Annotated in this window: 18 protein-coding genes; 8 read left to right on the forward strand and 10 right to left on the reverse strand. The window is 70.8% G+C overall.

The features are described from left to right. Positions 1 to 394: 394 nt before the first annotated feature. The 3 genes from nrdE to nrdH all read right to left on the reverse strand — a co-directional run bounded on the left by nrdE (position 395) and on the right by nrdH (position 3,280). Complete coding sequence (gene nrdE / locus D8M35_RS03835) at positions 395 to 2,500, reverse strand: class 1b ribonucleoside-diphosphate reductase subunit alpha (RefSeq protein ID WP_126890648.1); 2,106 nt, start codon at positions 2,498 to 2,500, stop codon at positions 395 to 397. Between the two features lie 17 nt (positions 2,501 to 2,517). Further along, the gene (nrdI, locus tag D8M35_RS03840; protein ID WP_126890649.1) at positions 2,518 to 2,934 is read right to left on the reverse strand and encodes a class Ib ribonucleoside-diphosphate reductase assembly flavoprotein NrdI; all 417 of its coding nucleotides are present in this window, start codon (positions 2,932 to 2,934) and stop codon (positions 2,518 to 2,520) included. A 112-nt stretch (positions 2,935 to 3,046) separates the two neighbouring features. Next, positions 3,047 to 3,280 carry a glutaredoxin-like protein NrdH gene (gene nrdH, locus D8M35_RS03845; RefSeq protein ID WP_058727719.1) on the reverse strand — a complete coding sequence of 78 codons (234 nt, stop codon included), beginning with the start codon at positions 3,278 to 3,280 and terminating at the stop codon, positions 3,047 to 3,049. A 390-nt stretch (positions 3,281 to 3,670) separates the two neighbouring features. Here nrdH and D8M35_RS03850 point away from each other — a divergent pair, with 390 nt between their 5' ends. Together D8M35_RS03850 and D8M35_RS03855 are read left to right on the forward strand one after the other, a co-directional pair. Continuing rightward, positions 3,671 to 4,876 (forward strand): MFS transporter, encoded by a 1,206-nt coding sequence (locus tag D8M35_RS03850; protein WP_126890650.1) that lies wholly within the window; start codon positions 3,671 to 3,673, stop codon positions 4,874 to 4,876. A gap of 48 nt (positions 4,877 to 4,924) precedes the next feature. Continuing rightward, positions 4,925 to 5,743, forward strand: a complete 819-nt coding sequence (locus D8M35_RS03855) for an aldo/keto reductase (RefSeq protein WP_126890651.1) — start codon at positions 4,925 to 4,927, stop codon at positions 5,741 to 5,743. A 16-nt stretch (positions 5,744 to 5,759) separates the two neighbouring features. Here the strand turns inward: D8M35_RS03855 and D8M35_RS03860 are convergent, their stop codons facing one another. Further along, positions 5,760 to 6,098 carry a hypothetical protein gene (locus tag D8M35_RS03860; protein WP_126890652.1) on the reverse strand — a complete coding sequence of 113 codons (339 nt, stop codon included), beginning with the start codon at positions 6,096 to 6,098 and terminating at the stop codon, positions 5,760 to 5,762. 125 nt (positions 6,099 to 6,223) lie between these two features. Here D8M35_RS03860 and D8M35_RS03865 point away from each other — a divergent pair, with 125 nt between their 5' ends. Both D8M35_RS03865 and D8M35_RS03870 read left to right on the forward strand, forming a co-directional pair. Next, complete coding sequence (locus D8M35_RS03865) at positions 6,224 to 7,051, forward strand: LysM domain-containing protein (RefSeq protein ID WP_126890653.1); 828 nt, start codon at positions 6,224 to 6,226, stop codon at positions 7,049 to 7,051. A gap of 64 nt (positions 7,052 to 7,115) precedes the next feature. Continuing rightward, the gene (locus D8M35_RS03870; RefSeq protein WP_126890654.1) at positions 7,116 to 7,637 is read left to right on the forward strand and encodes a ribonuclease H; all 522 of its coding nucleotides are present in this window, start codon (positions 7,116 to 7,118) and stop codon (positions 7,635 to 7,637) included. Positions 7,638 to 7,754: 117 nt separating this feature from the next. Here D8M35_RS03870 and D8M35_RS03875 read toward each other — a convergent pair whose 3' ends face one another. Then, positions 7,755 to 8,006 (reverse strand): DUF6458 family protein, encoded by a 252-nt coding sequence (locus tag D8M35_RS03875; RefSeq protein ID WP_126890655.1) that lies wholly within the window; start codon positions 8,004 to 8,006, stop codon positions 7,755 to 7,757. A 104-nt stretch (positions 8,007 to 8,110) separates the two neighbouring features. Next, positions 8,111 to 10,672 carry an RNA helicase gene (locus tag D8M35_RS03880; protein ID WP_126890656.1) on the reverse strand — a complete coding sequence of 854 codons (2,562 nt, stop codon included), beginning with the start codon at positions 10,670 to 10,672 and terminating at the stop codon, positions 8,111 to 8,113. A 120-nt stretch (positions 10,673 to 10,792) separates the two neighbouring features. On the opposite strand from D8M35_RS03880, the gene D8M35_RS03885 reads away from it, so the two are divergent. Next, positions 10,793 to 11,815, forward strand: coding sequence for an LLM class flavin-dependent oxidoreductase (locus D8M35_RS03885; protein WP_126890657.1), 1,023 nt, complete (start codon positions 10,793 to 10,795; stop codon positions 11,813 to 11,815). 439 nt (positions 11,816 to 12,254) lie between these two features. On the opposite strand, the gene D8M35_RS03890 is transcribed toward D8M35_RS03885, so the two are convergent. Further along, complete coding sequence (locus tag D8M35_RS03890; RefSeq protein WP_126890658.1) at positions 12,255 to 14,741, reverse strand: beta-glucosidase; 2,487 nt, start codon at positions 14,739 to 14,741, stop codon at positions 12,255 to 12,257. A gap of 139 nt (positions 14,742 to 14,880) precedes the next feature. On the opposite strand from D8M35_RS03890, the gene D8M35_RS03895 reads away from it, so the two are divergent. Beyond that, positions 14,881 to 15,483: a TetR/AcrR family transcriptional regulator gene (locus D8M35_RS03895; RefSeq protein ID WP_126890659.1), complete on the forward strand. Its 603-nt coding sequence runs from the start codon at positions 14,881 to 14,883 to the stop codon at positions 15,481 to 15,483. Positions 15,484 to 15,634: 151 nt separating this feature from the next. Then, positions 15,635 to 16,501: an NAD(P)-dependent oxidoreductase gene (locus tag D8M35_RS03900; RefSeq protein ID WP_174234684.1), complete on the forward strand. Its 867-nt coding sequence runs from the start codon at positions 15,635 to 15,637 to the stop codon at positions 16,499 to 16,501. A 124-nt stretch (positions 16,502 to 16,625) separates the two neighbouring features. Here D8M35_RS03900 and D8M35_RS03905 read toward each other — a convergent pair whose 3' ends face one another. Both D8M35_RS03905 and D8M35_RS03910 read right to left on the reverse strand, forming a co-directional pair. Beyond that, positions 16,626 to 18,269 carry a methyltransferase gene (locus D8M35_RS03905; protein ID WP_238638082.1) on the reverse strand — a complete coding sequence of 548 codons (1,644 nt, stop codon included), beginning with the start codon at positions 18,267 to 18,269 and terminating at the stop codon, positions 16,626 to 16,628. Continuing rightward, positions 18,266 to 18,643: a helix-turn-helix transcriptional regulator gene (locus D8M35_RS03910; protein ID WP_126890660.1), complete on the reverse strand. Its 378-nt coding sequence runs from the start codon at positions 18,641 to 18,643 to the stop codon at positions 18,266 to 18,268. The genes D8M35_RS03905 and D8M35_RS03910 overlap by 4 nt, the downstream gene beginning before the upstream one ends. A 106-nt stretch (positions 18,644 to 18,749) precedes the next feature. Here D8M35_RS03910 and D8M35_RS03915 point away from each other — a divergent pair, with 106 nt between their 5' ends. Continuing rightward, on the forward strand, positions 18,750 to 19,997 hold the full coding sequence (locus tag D8M35_RS03915; RefSeq protein ID WP_126890661.1) for an MFS transporter: 1,248 nt from the start codon (positions 18,750 to 18,752) through the stop codon (positions 19,995 to 19,997). 29 nt (positions 19,998 to 20,026) lie between these two features. Here D8M35_RS03915 and D8M35_RS03920 read toward each other — a convergent pair whose 3' ends face one another. After that, positions 20,027 to 20,494, reverse strand: coding sequence for a TIGR02611 family protein (locus D8M35_RS03920; protein ID WP_238638083.1), 468 nt, complete (start codon positions 20,492 to 20,494; stop codon positions 20,027 to 20,029). Positions 20,495 to 20,753: the final 259 nt, after the last annotated feature.

Raw genomic sequence — 20,753 nt, forward strand, 5'->3', positions numbered from 1 at the left:
CGAGTGGGGTTGCGATCTGCGAAAGCAGCAGTCACGAACTCCCCTGTGGCGGCCGACCGGTAGACCGGACGGTCGTTGCTGGTCCCGGCTCCCACTCGCTCGGTGGTCGTCGTCGTGGGCCGACGAACCGCCACAGAGGGCGAGACGAACTGCCCGGTTCCAGCATCCCTATTTACTTTGTGTGCCACGGTGGGCTCCCTTGCGGGTAGCGCCTCGGCTGGGCCTCACGTTGTCTGTGAGAGCTGACCCGTGTAGCGTTGAGGATCCAAGTGCATTGGAGTCCCGCTTGCCGGGGCTATCGAGGCCGACTCTTACTGGAGTCGGCCTCGACTTATTTGTGCCTGGAGGCGCGGGGCGGGCCCCGCCCCGCGCCTCCAGGAAGAGAGCAGCAGCTCTACAGCATGCAGCTGACGCAGCCCTCGACCTCGGTGCCCTCGAGGGCGAGCTGGCGCAGACGGATGTAGTAGATCGTCTTGATGCCCTTGCGCCATGCGTAGATCTGGGCCTTGTTGATGTCGCGCGTGGTGGCGGTGTCCTTGAAGAACAGCGTCAGCGACAGGCCCTGGTCGACGTGCTGCGTGGCAGCGGCGTAGGTGTCGATGATCTTCTCGGCACCGATCTCGTACGCGTCCTGGTAGTAGTCCAGGTTGTCGTTCGTCATGAACGGCGCCGGGTAGTAGACGCGACCGAGCTTGCCTTCCTTGCGGATCTCGATCTTCGACGCGATCGGGTGGATCGACGACGTCGAGTGGTTGATGTACGAGATTGAACCGGTCGGCGGGACGGCCTGCAGGTTCTGGTTGTAGATGCCGTGCTCCTGGACGGACGCCTTCAGCGCCTTCCAGTCGTCCTGCGTCGGGATCGCGATGTTCGCGTCGGCGAACAGCGATGCGACACGCTCGGTCGCCGGGGTCCACTCCTGGTCGGTGTACTTGTCGAAGAACTCACCCGACGCGTACTTCGAGTCGCGGAAGCCGTCGAACGTCTCCCCCGTCTCGATCGCGATGTTGTTCGAGGCACGCAGGGCGTGGAACAGCACCGTGTAGAAGTAGATGTTCGTGAAGTCGATGCCCTCTTCGGAGCCGTAGAAGACGCGCTCACGAGCGAGGTAGCCGTGCAGGTTCATCTGGCCGAGGCCGATGGCGTGCGACTTGTCGTTGCCGTCCTCGACGGAGCGCACCGACGAGATGTGCGACATCTGCGAGACCGAGGTCAGGCCGCGGATCGCCGTCTCGATGGTCTTGCCGAAGTCCGGCGAGTCCATCGTCAGCGCGATGTTCAGCGACCCGAGGTTGCAGGAGATGTCCTTGCCGATCTCCTTGTAGGAGAGGTCCTCGTTGAAGGTCGTCGGGGTGTTGACCTGCAAGATCTCCGAGCACAGGTTGGACATGTTGATCCGACCCTTGATCGGGTTCGCCTTGTTCACCGTGTCCTCGAACACGATGTACGGGTAGCCCGACTCGAACTGGATCTCGGCGATGGTCGTGAAGAAGTCACGCGCCTTGATCTTCGTCTTCTTGATGCGCGAGTCATCGACCATCGCGCGGTAGTTCTCGGAGATCGGGACGTCGCCGAAGGGCATCCCGTAGACCTTCTCGACGTCGTACGGCGAGAACAGGTACATGTCCTCGTTGTTCTTCGCGAGCTCGAACGTGATGTCCGGCACGACGACGCCGAGCGACAGCGTCTTGATGCGGATCTTCTCGTCAGCGTTCTCGCGCTTGGTGTCGAGGAACTTCATGATGTCGGGGTGGTGCGCCGACAGGTAGACGGCACCGGCACCCTGACGCGCACCGAGCTGGTTGGCGTACGAGAAGGAGTCTTCCAGCAGCTTCATCACGGGGATGATGCCCGACGACTGGTTCTCGATCTGCTTGATCGGGGCGCCGGCCTCGCGGATGTTGGAGAGGAGCAGGGCCACGCCGCCGCCGCGCTTCGAGAGCTGCAGCGAGGAGTTGATGCCGCGCGAGATCGACTCCATGTTGTCCTCGATGCGGAGGAGGAAGCACGAGACGAGCTCGCCGCGCTGGGCCTTCGCGGTGTTGAGGAACGTCGGGGTCGCGGGCTGGAAGCGGCCGGCGATGATCTCCTCGACGAGGTCGATCGCGAGCTGCTCGTTGCCCTGCGCCAGGCCGAGGGCGGTCATCACGACGCGGTCCTCGAAGCGCTCGAGATAACGCTTGCCGTCGAACGTCTTGAGCGTGTAGCTCGTGTAGTACTTGAACGCACCCAGGAACGTCTGGAACCGGAACTTCTTCGAGTACGCCAGGTCGTTGAGCTGCTGGATGAAGTCGAGCGAGTACTGCTCGATCGTCGCGGCTTCGTAGTACTCGTTCTCGACCAGGTAGTCGAGCCGCTCCTTCAGGTTGTGGAAGAAGACGGTGTTCTGGTTGACGTGCTGCAGGAAGAACTGCTTGGCAGCCTCACGATCCTTGTCGAACTGGATGTTCCCGTCCGCGTCGTAGAGGTTGAGCATCGCGTTGAGGGAGTGGTAGTCCATCCCCGTCTGCGGCGACGTCAGATCGACGTCTGCAACTGCTGCGTCCAAAATGCATCCAATCCTGAGTTGACCGCCTGCACGTCGTCAGGCGTTCCGAAGAGTTCGAAGCGGTACAAGAGCGGGACGCCGCACTTCTCGGCGATGACGTCCCCGGCGAGGCCGTAGGCCTCGCCGAAGTTCGTGTTCCCTCCGACGATCACGCCGCGGATGAGCGAGCGGTTGCGTTCGTCGTTGAGGAACTTGATGACCTGCTTGGGCACCGCACCCTGACCGTTGCCGCCACCGTAGGTGGGCAGCACGAGCACGTACGGCTCGTCCGCGTGGAGGAACGGGTCGCTCGGGAAGAGCGGGATGCGGTCCGCGTCACGGCCGAGCTTCTCGACGAAGCGGGCCGTGTAGCCGGACACGCTCGAGAAGTAGACGAGGCGACTCATGTGCGCGCTCCTTGTGAGAGGTGCGGACAGCAGATCGGGGGTGGCCTGACGGAGGTGCTGGGTGCCTCCAGGCCGGCGGAGGCGCGGGTCCCGGTGACGGGACCCGCGCAGCTCACGCGAGTTCGGCGCTGAGCGTCGCGATCTTGTCGGGACGGAAGCCCGACCAGTGATCGTCGTCGGTCACGACGACGGGAGCCTGCATGTAGCCGAGCGACTTGACGTGCTCGAGTGCGGCTTCGTCGGCGGAGACGTCGAGCACCTCGTACTGGATGCCCTTGTTGTCGAGCGCGCGGTACGTCGCGGTGCACTGGACGCAGGACGGCTTGGTGTAGACGGTGACGGCCATGATCTCCCCTGGTTCTTGCTGGGTGTTTCGTGCTGTGGAGGGTGGTGCTGATGCCTGTGCGCAGACGAGTCCGGGAGGGGCCGCTGCGATGGCATCCACACTACATCTAGTGGCTGGCTGCGTCACCGACCACAAGAGGAAGTGTTACAGCCGTGTAGTTCTCCACAAGCCCCTCCACAATGTGAACACCTCGGGGAGGCCCGTGATTCCGCCAGTCTGCGGCCGACCACCGACACTTCCCCACACCCGTGGACAGCGTCGATCCACATGTGTGGAATCGGCGCGTCGGCGTGTCGCGGGAGCGTCCTCCGAGCACGGCGAGCACCCCGTCTGTCCACAGCACCCCCGGACGGGTGACGGCCCGATCCGTCCGGTCGGTACGCTCGTCCCGTGAGCGCCTACGGACCCCTGCTGAAGACCCCCGGAGTCGGTCGCGTCATCGCAGCGCAGCTCACCGCGCGCTTCCCGTTCGGCATGCTGTCGCTCGCGTACCTGCTGCACGTCGAGCACGTGTTCCACTCCTACGGCGCCGCGGGGCTCGTCCTCGCGACGACGAGCATCGGCCAGGCGATCGCCGGCCCGCTCACGAGCCGGTGGATGGGCAGCTGGGGCATGCGCCCGGTGCTGATCCTGACGAGCGCCGTCGCCCTGGCGAGCATGGTCGTGATCGCGTTCGTCTCGATGCCGCTCTGGGGCTACGTCGTCGTCGGGTTCCTCGGCGGACTGGCGGTCCCGCCCGTGCAGCCGGCGGTGCGCACCATCTACCCGAAGATGGTGACCTCGTCGCAGCTCACCCCGCTGTTCTCGCTCGACGCCAGTGCGCAGGAGCTCATCTGGGTCGCCGGCCCCGTCATCACCACGTTCGTCGCGACGCAGGTCGGCACCGTCCAGGCCATCGTCGTCGCGATGGTGTTCCTGGTCGTGGGCGGGGTGTGGTTCATCGCCTCCCCCGAGCTCGGCCGGGTGCGCATCCCCCGCTCGAAGCGTGCGTTCGGCGTCGTGCTGAAGCGCCCGTCGGTGATCGTCGCGACCCTGACCGGCCTGCTGCTGATCGGGGCGTGCTCCGCGGTCGAGGCGAGCGTCACGAGCGTCTTCGGCGAGGGCAGCCCGAACGCCGGCATCGTCCTCGCGGTCTTCGCCGTCGGGTCGCTCGCCGGCGGTCTCGCGCTCGGGCACCGACCGATCTCGAAGAACACGCTGTGGGCTCGCATGTCGATCGTGTTCGTCGGCCTCGCGCTGGCGGTCGGCGGCACCGACTTCTGGTGGCTCTGCCTGGCCCTCGTGATCGCGGGTGCCGGCATCGCGCCCGCCCTCGCGGTCATGTTCGGCTCGGTGTCCGCGACGGTGAAGTTCTCCGACACCGCCGAGGCCTACGGCTGGATGGGGACCGGCCAGCTCATCGGTGCCGCCGGCGGGTCCGCGGTCGCCGGCTTCCTCATCGACGCGAACGGCCCGACCGGAGGCATGACCGTCGGGGCGGTCATGGCGGCGGCGGGGGTCGTCCTGCCGCTCGTGACGAAGCGGTGGCTGCCCGACCTGCGCGGCCGCGACGCGAGTCCTCTCCCCGACACCGAGCCGGTCACGCTCCCGAGCTGACGGCCTGGAGGCACGGCGCACCCCCGCCGCGATGGGCAGGATGGGTGCATGGTCACCTCCTTCCCCCTCCGTGACGGCCGGTCGATCCCCGCGATCGGGTTCGGCGTCTACAAGGTCGACGACGCCGGGGCGGAGACCGCCGTCGCGACGGCGCTCGACGCCGGCTACCGCCACGTCGACACGGCCGAGATGTACGGCAACGAGCGGGGCGTCGGGAAGGCGATCCGTGCCTCCCGGCTGGACCGCGACGACGTCTTCGTGACCACGAAGGTCTGGAACGACCACCAGGGGCGCGACGCGACCCTGCGCGCGTTCGACGCGAGCCTGGACCGGCTCGGACTCGAGTCGGTGGACCTGTACCTGATCCACTGGCCGGCGGCGGCGAACGACCGGTACGTCGAGACGTGGCGGACGCTCGTCGAGCTGCGCGAGCAGGGGCGCGCGCGGAGCGTCGGTGTCTCGAACTTCCAGGTGCCGCACCTGCAGCGCGTGGTCGACGAGACCGGCGAGGTGCCGGCCGTCAACCAGGTCGAGCGGCACCCGTGGCTGCCGCAGCGCGAGCTGATCGCGTTCCACGAGGAGCACGACATCCGGACCGCGGCGTGGTCACCGCTCGGACGCGGCCGGCTCGTCGACGACCCGGTGCTGACCCGCATCGCGGAGTCCCACGGGGTGAGCGTGGCGCAGGTGCTCGTACGGTGGAACGTGCAGCAGGGGGTCGTCGTGCTGCCGAAGTCGGTGACGCCGTCGCGCATCCGGTCGAACCTCGACGTCGACGGGTTCACGCTGACCGCCGAGGACCTGGCGGCGATCGACGGGCTCGAGAACGGACAGCGGACCGGGTCGCACCCGGACGCGGTGTCCTGACGCCGCTCGGGCGCTCCTAGCCCTGGCGGTCCTCCTCCGACTGCCACGGCAGGTGCAGGTCGCCCGGCTCGGGCTCGACGTCGCCGGCGTCGTCCGCGCCGCCGGTCCCCGGTGCCGCCACCACGCGGGACGGGTCGATGCCGTCCGCCTCGAGGTCCGCGTCGTCGCGCTGCTGCGTCTGCGAGGCGACCGTCTCCCGCTCGCTCGACGGGCTGTAGGACGTGTCGGCAGCACGCTGCTCGCGGTCGCTCACCCCGTCGACGTCGTCGCTGTGCGCCGCGTCACGGAGTTCGTCGTTCCGAGCACGGTCGTCGGACTCGTCGGGGCCGGGCACGTTCGGGATGCTGTCGCTCATGCCCCGCACAGTAGGCCGCGGCTCCTGGTACCGGTTCGGTCACGACGGGCGTGATCCGGTTCCCGCTCGGGTACCGTCGTCGCGACGAAGGGGGCCGGACGATGGGTCGGACGAGGGCACGGGGCGTGACGGCAGTCGCACTGGTGGGGATGAGCGCGCTGCTGCTGACGGGGTGCTCGCTGTTCGGCGACGACGCCCCGCTGCCGAAGCCGACCGGGCACGCTGCGCCGAGCGCCTCCGCGTCGCCGGGGCCCGTCGACGATCCGGGCGACACCGCTCAGCCCGTCGCGGCAGCGCAGGCGGTCCCGGCGGGCACGGTGGTCGCGGAGACCGACGCCGTGTCGAAGACCGGCGACACGTCGATCCACGTCCGGGTCGTCGCGAACGACCACGGCACCTTCGACGCGCAGCTGTCGGACTACCGCACCACGCAGCCGCAGCCCATGGGGGTGCAGTTCCGCCGCACGGCGCAGTACGGGGACGGCGGTGACACCGAAGCGGTCGCCACGACGCAGTGGGACGCCGACGGCCAGCCGCCCGCGACGGTCAGCCTGAGCGACGGCGGCCCTTATCCGGACTGGCTGCACACGGTCGTCCTCGTCCCGCAGTCCGACGGCGACGACAGTGCCCGCCCGTGGGTCTACAAGGTGCTCGCGATCGGGAAGCTCTCCTGGTCCACCCCGAACCCCGACCCGGACCTGCACGTCACGCTCGGCACGGCTCGCCCGGGGGCGTACGGATACGCGTTCGACGCCGACGACGAGACGCTCCGTGGGACGACCGGTACTCCGGTCGCCTACCGGGTCAACGAGGGCGACGACCAGACGACGATCGCCGAGCGCTTCGGCATCACCGTGTCCCAACTGCGGTGGCTCAATCCCAGCATGCAGACGAACGGCCAGGGGTGGGTGCTCGCCGGCTCCTGGATCAACCTGGACCCGGCCTCGCGCTGACACGGAGCCGGATGCGGGTCCGTTACGCTCGATCCGCACCCCGCACCACCCAGGAGGCCACATCGTGACCATCGTCGCCGCCGCAGACGGCTCCGCCCTCGGCAACCCCGGACCGGCCGGTTGGGCCTGGTACGTCGACGACGACCGCTGGGCAGCCGGTGGGTGGCCGCGGGCGACGAACAACATCGGTGAGCTGACGGCCGTGCTCCAGCTGCTCCGCGCCACGAAGGACACCGGCGAGCCGCTGCACATCCTCTGCGACAGCCAGTACGCGATCAAGGCATGCACCGAGTGGCTCGCCGGGTGGAAGCGCAAGGGCTGGCGGAAGGCCGACGGCAAGCCCGTGCTGAACGTCGAGATCATCAAGGAGCTCGACGCCGAGCTGCAGGGCCGCAAGGTCACCTTCGAGTGGGTCCGCGGGCACGTCGGTCACGAGATGAACGAGGCCGCTGACGTCCGTGCCCGCGGCGCTGCGACCGCCTTCCAGAATCACACCGAGGTGCCGACGGGACCGGGTTGGCCGGACACCGTCGTGCCGCCCGCTCCGGAGCCGGTGCAGGTCGAACCGCCCGCCACCCTGTTCTGACGAGCCGCACGCCCTGTCGGGCCGCGCGACGACGGGCCGCACGACGACGGGCCGCACGACCACGGGCCCGGGCGATGTCCTCGCCCGGGCCCGTGGTCGTCCGCTTAGGACGTGCGCTCAGTAGGTGCCGTCGCGGCGGTCCTGCCGGGTGATCTGCTCCCCCGACGCCGGGTCGACGCCCGACCGGGTGGTGGTCGTGGTCCGACGCCCGCCGAACCCGACCGCCAGGCTGATGATGAGCAGCACGACGCCGGCGGCCATCAGGATGTAGCCGATCAGGCGCAGGTCGATGCCGGCTACCTGGTAGTCGACCGCGAAGGCGACGATCGCTCCGATGACGATCAGGGCGATGCTCGATCCGATGCGCATGACGGGTCCTTCCGTGGTGCCCCGTCCCGGGTGTCCGGGGCTGGCGTCGAAGGTACCCGGACCGCGGCGGCGAGGTTCCGTGTGACCGCCGAGCGAGGCCGGCATCAGTCGACGTCGACCTCGGCCCAGCCGTCGAACCGGCCGATCTCCGTGACCCGCACGACGGCCTCACCGGTCTCGTCGGAGGCGTCCAGGTCGACCGTCGCCGAGAACCCGAAGTCCTTGTCGCCCTCGGGGTCGGCGAAGATCTGCCGCGCCCGCCAGGTCCGTCCCGGCCCGTGCTCGTCGAGCACCAGGTACGCCATCGACCGGGCGTCGCCGTCGGTCCCGATCGTGTCGTGCTCCTCGTAGTACTCCTCGAGCACGGCGTCCCACTCGTCCTGCCCGAACCCCGCGGCGCCGTCGAGCGCGGCGAGCCCGGCGACGTCGTCGGCCGCGGCGAGCAGCACCCGCTGGAACAGGGCGTTCCGCACGAGCACCCGGAACGCCCTCGGGTTGCCGGTGAGTCGGGCGGGCTGCGGCGGCGCGATCTCGTCGTGTTCGGCGGCCGCCTCCGCGACGGAGCCGTTGACCAGCGCCTCCCACTCGTCGACGAGCGAGGAGTCGGTCTGCCGCACGACCTCGCCGAGCCACTCGATCAGGTCGTCGAGCTCGGGCGTGCGCTGTTCCTCGGAGATGGTCTGGCGCATGGTCCGGTAGGCGTCGGAGAGGTACCGGAGGACGAGCCCCTCGGAGCGGGTCAGCTGGTAGAACCGCACGAAGTCGCCGAAGGTCATCGCCCGCTCGTACATGTCGCGCACCACGGCCTTGGGTGACAGCGTGAAGTCGAGCACCCACGGTTGCTCGGCCGCGTAGGCCTCGTACGCGGCCGTCAGCAGTTCGTCCAGCGGCTTCGGCCAGGTGACCTCCTCGAGCAGCTCCATCCGCTCGTCGTACTCGATCCCCTCGCGCTTCATGCGGGCGACCTCCTCGCCACGCTCCTTGAACTGCTGCTGCGCGAGGATCGCGCGCGGGTCGTCCAGGGTCGCCTCGACGATCGACACCATGTCGAGCGCGTACGTCGGGGAGTCCGGGTCGAGCAGTTCGAAGGCGGCGAGTGCGAACGGCGACAGCGGCTGGTTGAGCGCGAAGTTCACGGGCAGGTCGACGGTCATCCGGTACTGCCCGTCGACCTTCTCGATCACGCGGGCGTTGATGAGCGTGCGAGCGATCGACAGGGCGCGTCGGGCCATCGCGAGCTGCCGGGAGCGCGGCTCGTGGTTCTCGAACACGAGCGACCGGACGTCGGCGAAGGCGTCTCCCCCGCGGGCGACGACCGCGAGCACCATCGCGTGCGTGATCCGCATCCGCGACACCATCGGCTCGGGCTCCGCGGCGATGAGCCGGTCGAACGACGCCGGCCCCCAGGAGACGAACCCCTCGGGAGCCTTCTTCTTCTTGACCTTGTTCTTCTTCTTCGGGTCGTCCCCGGCCTTGGCGACGGCCCGGGCGTTCTCGATGTCGTGCTCGGGCGCCTCGGCGACGACGTCACCCTCGGTGTCGTAACCCGCGCGACCGGCTCGTCCGGCGATCTGGTGGAACTCGCGGGCGGAGAGCTGTCGCATCTTCGTGCCGTCGAACTTCGTCAGCCCGGTCAGCAGCACCGACCGGATCGGCACGTTGATGCCCACGCCCAGGGTGTCCGTCCCGCAGATCACCGGCAGCAGACCGCGCTGGGCCAGCTGTTCGACGAGCCGCCGGTACTTCGGCAGCATGCCCGCGTGGTGCACCCCGATGCCGGCCCGGATCAGCCGGGACAGGGTCTGCCCGAACCCGGCGCTGAACCGGAACCCGGCGATGGCCTCGGCGATCGCGTCCCGTCGTTCGCGGCTGGCGACCTTGGCGGACATCAGCGCCTGCGCCCGCTCGAGCGCCGCAGCCTGGGCGAAGTGCACGATGTAGACCGGCGCTTTGCCCTCCTCGAGCAGCCGTTCGACGGTCTCCTGCACCGGCGTCATGACGTACTCGTAGTCCAGCGGCACCGGCCGCGAGACCCCGGTCACCCGGGCGGTCGGCCGTCCGGTCCGGCGCGACAGGTCGTCGGCGATGGTGGTGACGTCGCCGAGCGTGGCGGACATGAGCAGGAACTGGGCCCGCTCGAGCACGAGCAGCGGCACCTGCCACGCCCAGCCGCGGTCGGGGTCGCCGTAGAAGTGGAACTCGTCCATCACGACGACGTCGACCTCGGCGTCGGGGCCCTGGCGGAGCGCGGTGTTCGCGAGGATCTCGGCCGTGCAGCAGATGATCGGGGCGTCCGCGTTGACGCTCGAGTCACCGGTCACCATGCCGACGTTCTGCGCGCCGAACAGGTCGACGAGCTGGAAGAACTTCTCGGAGACGAGGGCCTTGATCGGCGCCGTGTACCAGCTGCGCTTGCCCTCGGCGAGCGCAGCGAAGTGCGCTCCGGCCGCCACGAGCGACTTGCCCGTGCCGGTCGGCGTGCTGAGGACGACGTTCGCCCCGGAGACGAGCTCGATGAGCGCTTCGTCCTGCGCCGGGTAGAGCGGTCGCCCGCCGGCTTCGGCCCAGTCGGCGAAGGCCTGGTAGACCGCGTCGGGGTCGACGACGCCGTCGACCGCCGCCGGCAGGGCGGCGAGGAGCGGCGGGGTGGTGGTGACGTCGGTCATGTGTCCATCCTCCCAGGTGGGTGGTGACCCGGAGACGGGCTGGAGGCTCGTGGGGAGCCCGCCACGAGCCTCCCGTCCGCCGCCCTGTCGCGATTGAATGCACGCGCATAGACTCGGGGCGTGCGCGAACTCGGCTTCCTCTCCTTCGTCCCCAACCACGGCGGCACCGCCGGTGCGGCCGCCGCGCTGGAGGACGGCCTGCGCCTGTTCGAGACGGCCGAGTCGCTCGGCTACGGCACCGGCTGGGTGCGCGGTCGCCACTTCGAGCCGTTCCTCACCAGCCCCATGACCTTCTTCGCTGCCGCCGCGCAGCGCACCAGCACCATCGGGTTCGGCACCGCCGTCCTCGGCATGCGCTACGAGGACCCGATCCGTCTCGCCGAGGACGCCAGCACGGTCGACCTGCTCAGCGACGGTCGGGTGCAGCTCGGCATCAGCACCGGGATCGCCGGCTACGGTCCGATCCTCGACCCGGTGTTCGGCGCGTCCGAGCGCAGCTTCCGCGACGAGGCCGAGGCCCGGGCTGCCCGGCTGCTCGAGGTCCTGCAGGGCGAACCGCTCGGCACCGCGGGGAAGGGCTACGAGAGCATCCCGGCCGGCGCGGACCTGGCGCTGCAGCCGTTGTCCCCGGGCCTGCGTGACCGTGTCTGGTGGGGTGGCGGGAGCACGGGCACGGCGGTCCGCACGGCCGAGAAGGGCCTGCTGCTGCACTGTTCGACGCTCAACACCGAGGACACGGGCGCCCCGTTCGCGCGCGCACAGGCCGACCAGCTCGCCGCCTACCGTGACCGGTTCGCCGAGCTGCAGGCAGCCGGCGAGCACCCGGGCCGGACGCCGCGCGTCGCCGTCGGTCGGATCGTCGTGCCGCTGCTCGACGAGCACGACCGCCGGGTGCACGAGGAGTTCCTCACCGGCTACGCGAGCGGGATGGACGACGAGGGCCGCCCCCTGAGCGGTCCCCCGTTCCGCTTCAGCAGGATCGTGTCGGGCGGCGTGGACGAGATCGTGGACACGTTGGCGGCGGACCCGGCCGTGCAGGCGACCGACGAGCTCGTGATCACCCTGCCGGCGAACGGTGACGCCGCCGCGCACGAGCGCATCCTGCGGATCGTCGCGGAAGAGGTCGTCCCGCGCCTGGGCTGACGCTCCACCGGCGATCGGCCACGTGGCGAGGGGGCATCCGGCCGGGGCTCGAGTCGGGTTGGTGAGGTCCGACGAGCCCCGGTCCGGATGACCATCTCGTCCCTGATCCGCACGGGATGGTGGCCCCACTCTTTCACTTCTCGAAGGATTTGTCATCATCGATGCGCGGATGATGACGAACTGTCGCCTACGCGTGACAACCCCTGGTCAGCAGGGGAAAGGTGCGCCCGCAGACCTTTGTCCCCGGAACGACGAATGCGCCCCCGCGCGGACGCGGGGACGCATTCTGGACGCACCGGGCTCGAAGGGGCTCCACGACCGGATCAGGAGGCCGCTTCGCTCACACGACGAGCCCTCGGTGGTGCGCGCGCCGACGGTAACCAGCCGACTGGCGCGGGTTCATGTTACTGAATGAACCCGCGCGCGTGCGGAAATCGGCTCACTCCAGTTCGAGGGTCGCCGAACCCGCGAGGTCGACGACCGACGCGCCGACGTGGAGCTCGAACGTCCCCGGCTCGTACCGCCAGGCTCCGTCCCAGTGCGCGAAGGCACGCGCCGGGACCTCGACCGACACCTCGGTGGACTCCCCCGCGCCGAGCCGGACGGGCGCGAACCCGACGAGCCACCGCACCGGACGGTCCACCGACGACTCCGCACGCGAGGCGTAGACCTGCACGACGTGCTTCCCGGCGCGGTCACCCGTGTTCGCGACGGTCGCGGTGACGATCGCGGCGTCGCCCTCGGTCACGGTCGGCGACGCGGAGACGCCGTCGATCGTCCACGTGGTGTAGCCGAGGCCGTGCCCGAAGGGGTAGGCGGGCTCGGTGCCCGCGCGCAGCCAGGCGCGGTAGCCGACGTGCACGCCCTCGTCGTACGCGACCTTGCCGTCGACCGGCGTGACGTCCTGCACCGGGACGTCGGCGAGGGTGACCGGCCACGTGGTGGGCAGGCGACCACCGGGCTCCGCGGCTCCGGTCAGGACGTCGGCGAGCGCGTTGCCGTACTCCTGTCCGCCGAACCAGGTCAGGAGCACCGCGGCGACGTCGTCACGCCAGGGCATCTCGACCGGCGAACCGGAGTTCACCACGACGATCGTGTTCGGGTTCGCGGCGGCGACGGCACGGACCAGGTCGTCCTGGTGGCCGGGCAGTGCGAGCGACGAGCGGTCGTAGCCCTCGGACTCGACCTTGCTGTTCGTGCCGACGACGACGATCGCCACGTCGGCGTCGCGGGCCGTGGCGACCGCGGCCTCGATCAGCGCTGCGGGGTCGGCGTCGCTCGGCTCGGTGCCGAACTGGTAGGCGAGCACCCCGCCGAGCGCCTCGTCCTGCACGATGTCGTGCTCGATCCGGATCGCGAGCTGCTGCCCCGCCTCGACCGACACCGGCACCGAACGCGCGGGCGGGTTGAGGAACGCCGCGCCGAGCTGGTCGCCCTCGACGGGGACGGTCTCGTCGAGCAGGAGCGCACCGTCGACCCACATGCGCGAACGGCCGGCGGCGCCGATGCCGATCCGCACGGTGCCCGTCGTCTCGGCCGTGTAGGTCGTGGTGACGTCGAGTCGGTCGGACTCCCGGATCGGGGCGTCGCCGCCGAACCAGAACAGGGCGGTGGCACGGCGGTCCTCGACGAAGACCTCCTCGCCGTCCTTGACGAACGCGACCCGTGCTCCGGGCTCGCCGGTCGCGGGGTTCGTGATGGTCGACAGCGGGAACTCGGCGATGCCCTCCTGCACGACGGCACCGATGGCGTAGTCCACCGTCGCGCCCGGGAAGGCTGCGCGGATGCCCTCGATGGGCGTGACGACGTGCTCGGGCACCACCGTCGCCGATCCGCCGCCCTGGGTGCGGGCCTGGTCGGCGTTGTGCCCGAGGAGCGCGATCCGCGACACCGCAGCTGCGTCGAGCGGCAGGATCCCGGTGTTGCGCACCAGGACGGTGCCCTCGGCCTCGGCCTCGCGGACGAACGCGACGCCGTCCTCGACGTGCACGGGCTCGGCCGCGACGGGCTCGAAGCCCTCGAGCGCGCCGACGCGGGCAGCCAGGGTCAGGATGCGCCGGACCTTGCGGTCGATCGCCTCCACCGGGACCTCGCCCGACTCGACCGCCTGCAGCAGCGGCCCCTCGCTCCACCACTGGTTCGGGCCGGGCATCGCGACGTCCTGCGACGCCTTCGCCGCGTCGACCGAGCGGACGCCGGTCCAGTCGGACACGACGATGCCGTCGAAGCCCCACTCCGAGTTGAGCGGGGTCTCGAGCAGGTCGTTCTCGGACGCGGTGACGCCGTTGATCGCGTTGTAGGACGACATGACCGCCCAGGCGTGCGCCTCGGTCACGGCCTTCTCGAACGCGAGCAGGTACAGCTCGCGGAGGGCACGGTCCGACACCTCGGTCGAGGCGGTGAAGCGGTCGGTCTCGTAGTCGTTGGCGACGTAGTGCTTCGGGGTCGCGGCGACGCCGTTCTCCTGCACGCCGTCGACGTACGACGCCGCGAGGTCCCCGGTGAGCACCGGGTCCTCGCTGAACGCCTCGAAGTGTCGGCCGCCGAGCGGGGAGCGGTGCAGGTTGATGGTCGGACCGAGCACGACGTCGACGCCCTTGCGACGCGCCTCGACCGCCGCCGCGGCGCCGTAGCGCTTCGCGATCGCCCGGTCCCAGCTCGCCGACAGCGCGGTGGCGGACGGCAGGTTGAGCGACGGGTCGCGCTCGTCCCAGACCTCGCCGCGAACGCCGGAGGGGCCATCGGACATCAGGATCCGGCGCAGCCCGATCTTCTCGACCGGCCAGGTCGTCCAGAAGTCGCGTCCGGTCAGGAGCTGGACCTTCTCCTCGGTCGTCAGCTGCCCGAGGAGCGCGTCGATGCGCTCGGCCAGCGGCGACGCGGCGGTCGGACGGGAGGCGCGGGTGGTGTCGTCCACGGTGGTCACGATGGTCGGTCCCTTCGTTGTGCGACGGGCGCCGGGGCATGACCTCCGCGCGCCTTCGTCGGCGGCTGGCGTCAGCGTAGCAGGCAAAACCTATCGCGAGTAGGTTTCTCGGGCCGGTATCGCGCTGTACGCTCGCGCCATGGCACGACGGGGTTCGTACGCGAAGGGGATCGCGAAGCGCGAGGAGATCCTCACGGTCGCGCTCGACCTCGTCGCACGGCAGGGGTTCCGGCGCACGAGCATCAAGGACATCGCCGACGCGGTCGGTCTCACCCAGGCCGGGCTGCTGCACTACTTCGACTCGAAGGACGACCTCTGGGTGGAGATCCTCCGGCGTCGCGACGAGGTCGACCTGGCGCACGACTGGGGTACCGCGGCCGAGGACCCCGGCGCGTTCCTCGCGGCGATCGTCCGGCACAACACCGAGGTCCCCGGCCTCGTGCAGATGTTCGTGAACCTGTCCGCCGCCGCCGCGACCGACGCCGAGCACCCCGCGCACGAGTACTTCCGCGAACGCTACGAGCGCAGCCGGGGCGACTTCGCACGGGACTTCCGCGCGATGCAGCAGGACGGGCGGCTCCGCACCGACGTGGACACCGAGCAGCTGGCGAGCGTGCTCCTGGCGATCTCGGACGGCATGCAGATCCAGTGGCTGTACGACCCGTCGCGGGACATGGCCGAGCACGTCGAGCTCGTCGCGCGGCTCGCGGTCGCCCAGTCCGTCACGCCCGCCTCGGCCTGACGGCACCCTGCGGCCGACGCCCGACATCGAGGAGCCGTACCGGGCCGCGCCGCTCGGACAGGTACCACCAGTGCCTGGTCCCGGTGCAGGCGCGCACGGCAGGATGGGCTCCGGCCGACCAGGCCGTCCGACGACGATGTGGAGTGACGCGATGACGCGTGTTGTGGTGACCGGAGGCAGCGGCAAGCTCGGACGGGCGGTCGTCCGCGACCTCGACGAGCACGGGTACGACGTGGTCCTGCTCGACCGGGTGCCCTCCCCCGACAAGCCCGAGCGGGTGCCCTTCGTCCGCATCGACCTGAGCGACTACGGCCAGGTGCTCGGCGCGCTCACCGGCATCGACGACCGCTACGACCGGGTCGACGCCGTGGTGCACCTCGCCGCCGTGCCCGCGCCGGGTCAGGTGCCCGACGTCGCGCTCATCACGAACAACGTCACCGCGTCGATCAACGTCTTCCACGCCGCCCGCGTCGCTCGCATCGGGAACGTGGTGTGGGCGTCGAGCGAGACCCTGCTCGGCATCCCGATGGGCGAGCACCACCCGCCGTACCTGCCCGTCGACGAGGAGTTCGCGGTCCGCCCGCAGTCCTCGTACTCGCTCGGCAAGGCGGTGGAGGAGGAGATGGCCCGCCACTTCACCCGCTGGGACCCGGAGCTCAAGATGATCGGGCTGCGCTTCTCGAACGTGATGGACGAGACCGACTACCCGTCGTTCCCCTGGGACGCCTCCCCCGAGGCCAAGACCTTCAACCTGTGGTCGTACATCGACTCACGCGACGGAGCGCAGGCGGTGCGGAAGTCCCTCGAGGCCGAGCTGACCGGGTTCGAGGCGTTCGTCATCGCGAGCCCCGACACCGTGATGGACACCCCGACGATCGAGCTCGTCGAGCGCTTCGTGCCGGACATCGAGCGCCGCACGGACATCGACGGCACGAGCTCCCTGCTCTCGAGCGAGAAGGCCCGCGAGCTCCTCGGCTACGCCCCCGAGCACACCTGGCGGAACCACCGCTCGCACTGACCCCTTCCGCGGGACGCAACGTCGGCGGTTGCTCGCAGCGCTCCACCGCTGCGAGCAGCCGCCACAGTTGCGTTCCGCGACCGCGCCGCGTCCGCACTGACCGGACGGGAGGCGCGGGGCGGCCTCAGGACGTCGGTGCGAGCAGCAGGCCGTCCAGCACCAGGTCGCGCACGCGCGGCAGCAGGTCTGCCGCGAGCGCGCGCTCGTCGACGCCGGTGATCTGCGCGATGGCGCCGACGATGGCCGCGACCGACAGCTCCCCGTCGCAGGCACCCACGAACGCGGCGAGCGCCGTGTCCGCGTCCACGCGTCGGCCGAAGCCGCCGCCCTGCACGAGGGTGATCACCGTCGGGTCGTCGTTCCCGGGCCAGTAGTGCCGTTCCTCGGTGACGTCACCGGCGACCCGCAGGTGTGCGGCGGAGAGGGCCCCGTCGTCGTGCGCGCCGAGCCACTCGGCAGCGTCGAGCACCCGCGCGACCGTCGCGCCGAGCCCCACGGGGTTGGAACCGAGCGCCTCGGCGACCCGCTCGGCGCGGCGGAGGCGAGCCGTGCCTCCCGGCCGACCGGCGTCCGTGGCCGACGCGCGCCGGACGACCACGTACCCGAAGCCGACGCCGGTGACCCGACGCGTGGCGAAGTCGTCGAGCCAGGCGTCCACGAGCCGGTCGAACGCCTCGGTGCCGGGCTTGGTGCCGCCGTCGCGGATCCAGGTCTCGGCGTATGCCGGAGGGTCCTCGCGCTCCCGTTCGACGACCCACAGGTCGAGGTCCTCGGCGTCCGCGAACCACGAGCGCACCCGGTCGAGCCCGTCGACGCCCCAGCGGTACTCCCAGTTGCCGAGCAGCTGCGCGGTGCCTCCGGGCTCGAGGTGGTCGGCGAGCCCTCGGAGCACGGTCTCGACGAGCGCGTCGCCGACCATGCCGCCGTCACGGTACTCGTAGGAGGGCACGTCGTCGCGACGCGGCGTGATGACGAACGGCGGGTTCGACACGATCCGGTCGAAGCGCTCCCCCGCGACCGGCTCGTAGAGCGACCCGAGCCGGAACTCGATGCCGTCGATGCCGTTGAGCGCCGCGTTGAACCGGGCGATGTCGAGCGCCCGGCGGGAGATGTCCGTGGCGACGACCTGCTCCGCGAAGCGACGGGCGTGCATGGCCTGGATCCCGCACCCGGTCCCGAGGTCGAGCACCCGGCGGACCGGCACCGGGACCTGGAGCCCGGAGAGCGTGGTGGACGCGCCACCGATGCCGAGCACGTGCTCCTCGCCGAGTGCGGTGCCGAGCGCGAGCTCCCCGAGGTCCGAGACGATCCACCAGCTGCCGGCGCCCTGGTCGTCGACGAAGGCGTAGGGCCGCAGGTCGACGGTCGGGTGGACCCGTCGGTGCTCGGTGTCCGGCAGCCCGGAGTCGTCGATCTCGTCGCGGTCGGTGCCGGCGTCGGTGCGCAGGAGTCCCGCGGCCAGGACCCGGTCGAGCCCGGCGGACGGGAACGCCCGCTCGGCGTCGCTCCGGTCGACCGGCAGGCCGAGCACGAACAGTGTCGCGAGGGTGGTCAGCGGCGTGGTGTCCCGCGCGGCGAGCGCCCGGAGCGCGGCGACCCGCGAGCCCCGGTGCAGCGACGCGGCCGCCTCGGTGCCCCAGAGTGCGTCGATGCGCTCGACGGTGAAGCCCGCTGCGTCGAGGTCCGCGGCGAGCGCCGTCGTCACCGCGGGGTCGGTCGTGATCGTGGGGAGCTCGTGTGCCGCTGCTGCCCGCGCCCGCCCGGTCACGCGGGGGCCTCCACGCGCATGACGGAGGCGGGGACCTGCCACGCGGCCACCAGGTCGAGCAGCCCGGGGAAGCGCTGCTGCACGTCCTCGATCCGGACCCGGCTCGAGCGCGTCAGCCCCTCCTGGTGCTGCTCGAGCAGGCCGGCCTCGCGCAGGACACGGAAGTGGTGCGTCAGCGTCGACTTCGGTCGGTCGACCCCGACCCACCCGCAGCTGCGGACGCCGCCGGCCGCGTCCACCAGGTAGCGGTGCAGGATCGTGAGCCGGATCGGGTCGCTCAGTGCGTCGAGCACGACGGGCAGGTCCAGCTCGGCGACGGTCGGCTGCGGCAGGCGTTCTGGGGTGACGACGGAGTCCACGGGCGCGGCGGGCATGCGACGACGGTAGCACCGCCGACCGGACAGTACGACTTGCGTCGTACTGATGGACTGCTGTACGAATGCTGTCGTACAGCAGTCCATCCGACGGGAAGGCACCACCATGCAGTCAGCACGCGGAGTCGCGGGGTTCTGGATCCTCGCCGCCATGCTCTTCGTGGCGATGGCCTCGTCCTCGGTCCCGTCCCCGATCTACCCCGTCTACGCCGCCGAGTGGGACCTCACACCGCTCATGCTCACGGGGGTGTTCGCGATCTACGTCGCCGGGCTCCTCGTCACCATGCTCGTGGCCGGTCGGCTGTCGGACCACGTCGGCCGGAAGCCCGTGCTCGTCGCCGGCGGGCTGCTGCTCGTCGTGTCGCTCGTGCTGTTCACCGGTGCCGACGGGTTCACGGCCCTCGTGGTCGACCGGATCGTGCAGGGCGTCGCGGTCGGGCTGCTCATCGGGGCCCTCGGCGCGGCGCTCATCGACAACTCGCTCGAGCGCTTCCCGTCGCTCGCCGGCGTCCTGAACGGTGCCGTCCCGCCCTTCGCCCTGGCCACCGGCGCGGTGTCGAGCGGCGCCCTGGTCGAGTGGGGTCCGGCACCGGAGCAGCTCGTCTACGTGCTCTTCGGCGCGCTCCTGCTGCTGCTCGTCGCCGCCCTGGTCGTCGTGCCCGAGCGGGTCCCCCGCCGACCGGGCGCACTCCGCTCCCTCCGCCCGACCGTGTCCGTCCCCCGGGCGTCGCGCGCGCTGTTCCGCGGCGTCGCCGGTGCCCTCGTCGCGAGCTGGGCGCTGGGCGGGCTGTTCCTGTCGCTCGTGCCGTCGGCCCTCGGTGCGGTGTTCGGCATCCACGACCACTTCGCGGCCGGGGCCCTGATCGCGGTCGTCACCGGCGTCGGCGGACTCACCGGACTCGCCATCCAGCGCCTCGACACGCGCCGGAGCCTGTTCCTCGGACTCGTCGCGCTCATCGTCGGTCCGGTCGTCACCGTGTCGTTCGTGTTCGCGCACTCGCTGCCCGGGCTCGTCGTCGGCAGTGCGATCGCCGGCGTCGGCTTCGGCGCGGGCTTCCAGGCGCCGCTGCGGATGCTGCTCGCGACCGCCGCCCCCACGCACCGCGCCGGGCTGTTGTCGTCGGTCTACATCGTCAGCTACCTGGCGTTCGGCGTGCCGGCCGTCGTCGCGGGCCTCGTCGAGCCGGCGTTCGGCTTCGTCCCCGTGCTCGCCGGCTACGGCGCGTTCATCGTCCTCGCCGCGGCGATCGCCCTCGTGCTGCAGCTCGCGTCGCGCAGCGCGGCCGGGGTCGAGGAGCGTGCCGCCGAGGCCGTCGAGCGCACGGCGACGGGCTCCGTCCGCACCGCCGACTAGGGCCGCCCGGGGCTGGTGTCAGCTCGAGGTCAGTGACCCGGTCGCGCCCGGTTCGGTCGCTGCGCGCGGACCCCGGTGCTGCGGTGCGCATCGGCGTGCGCCGCGTCGACGTCGGCCTTGCCGCGGTCGGCAGCCTTCCGCAGCCACTGCGGCCCGTGCGCCTTCGCCCAGTCCCAGAAGCGGTGCAGCTGCGCACGCAGCCACGTGATGATGCGGTGGAAGAAGTGGAACTCACTGGCCAGGATCGTCAGGCCGATGAACACCACGAGCCACCCCGGACCGGGCAGCGGCACGAGGATGAGCCCGATCACCACGACGAGCCCGCCGACGATCCCGACGAGCACCTTGTAGAACAGGTGCACACCCGGCCGCGCGTGGATCCACGCGCGCATCCGACGGAACCACCGGAAGCGGTGGTGCCGGTCGTCGGCGTCGGTCTCGGGAGCCGTGGTGTCGGCACGCACGACCGCGTCGGGTCGCTCGTGGGTGTCGTCCATGGCGGCAACCTAGGGCGCGCGGCTGGGAAACGGCGGCGCAACCGGTCCACGCGACGTGAGCGGCACCGGCGGGGGTGCGCCGCGCCTCCCGGCCGTCACGGGCCTCGATCTGCAGGCGCCCTCGTTCCGTCGAGACGCCGCGCTCGTGCCGAGACGGCGTCAGAAGTGGCGGCGTCTCACGCGCCCCGCGCCGTCTCGCGCAGACGGGGCCGTGTCGCGCCGGTCAGCGCCCCCGCCGGCCTGGAGGCTCGTCACGCGT

Source organism: Curtobacterium sp. HSID17257 (assembly GCF_003989515.1).
Classification (GTDB): Bacteria; Actinomycetota; Actinomycetes; order Actinomycetales; family Microbacteriaceae; genus Curtobacterium.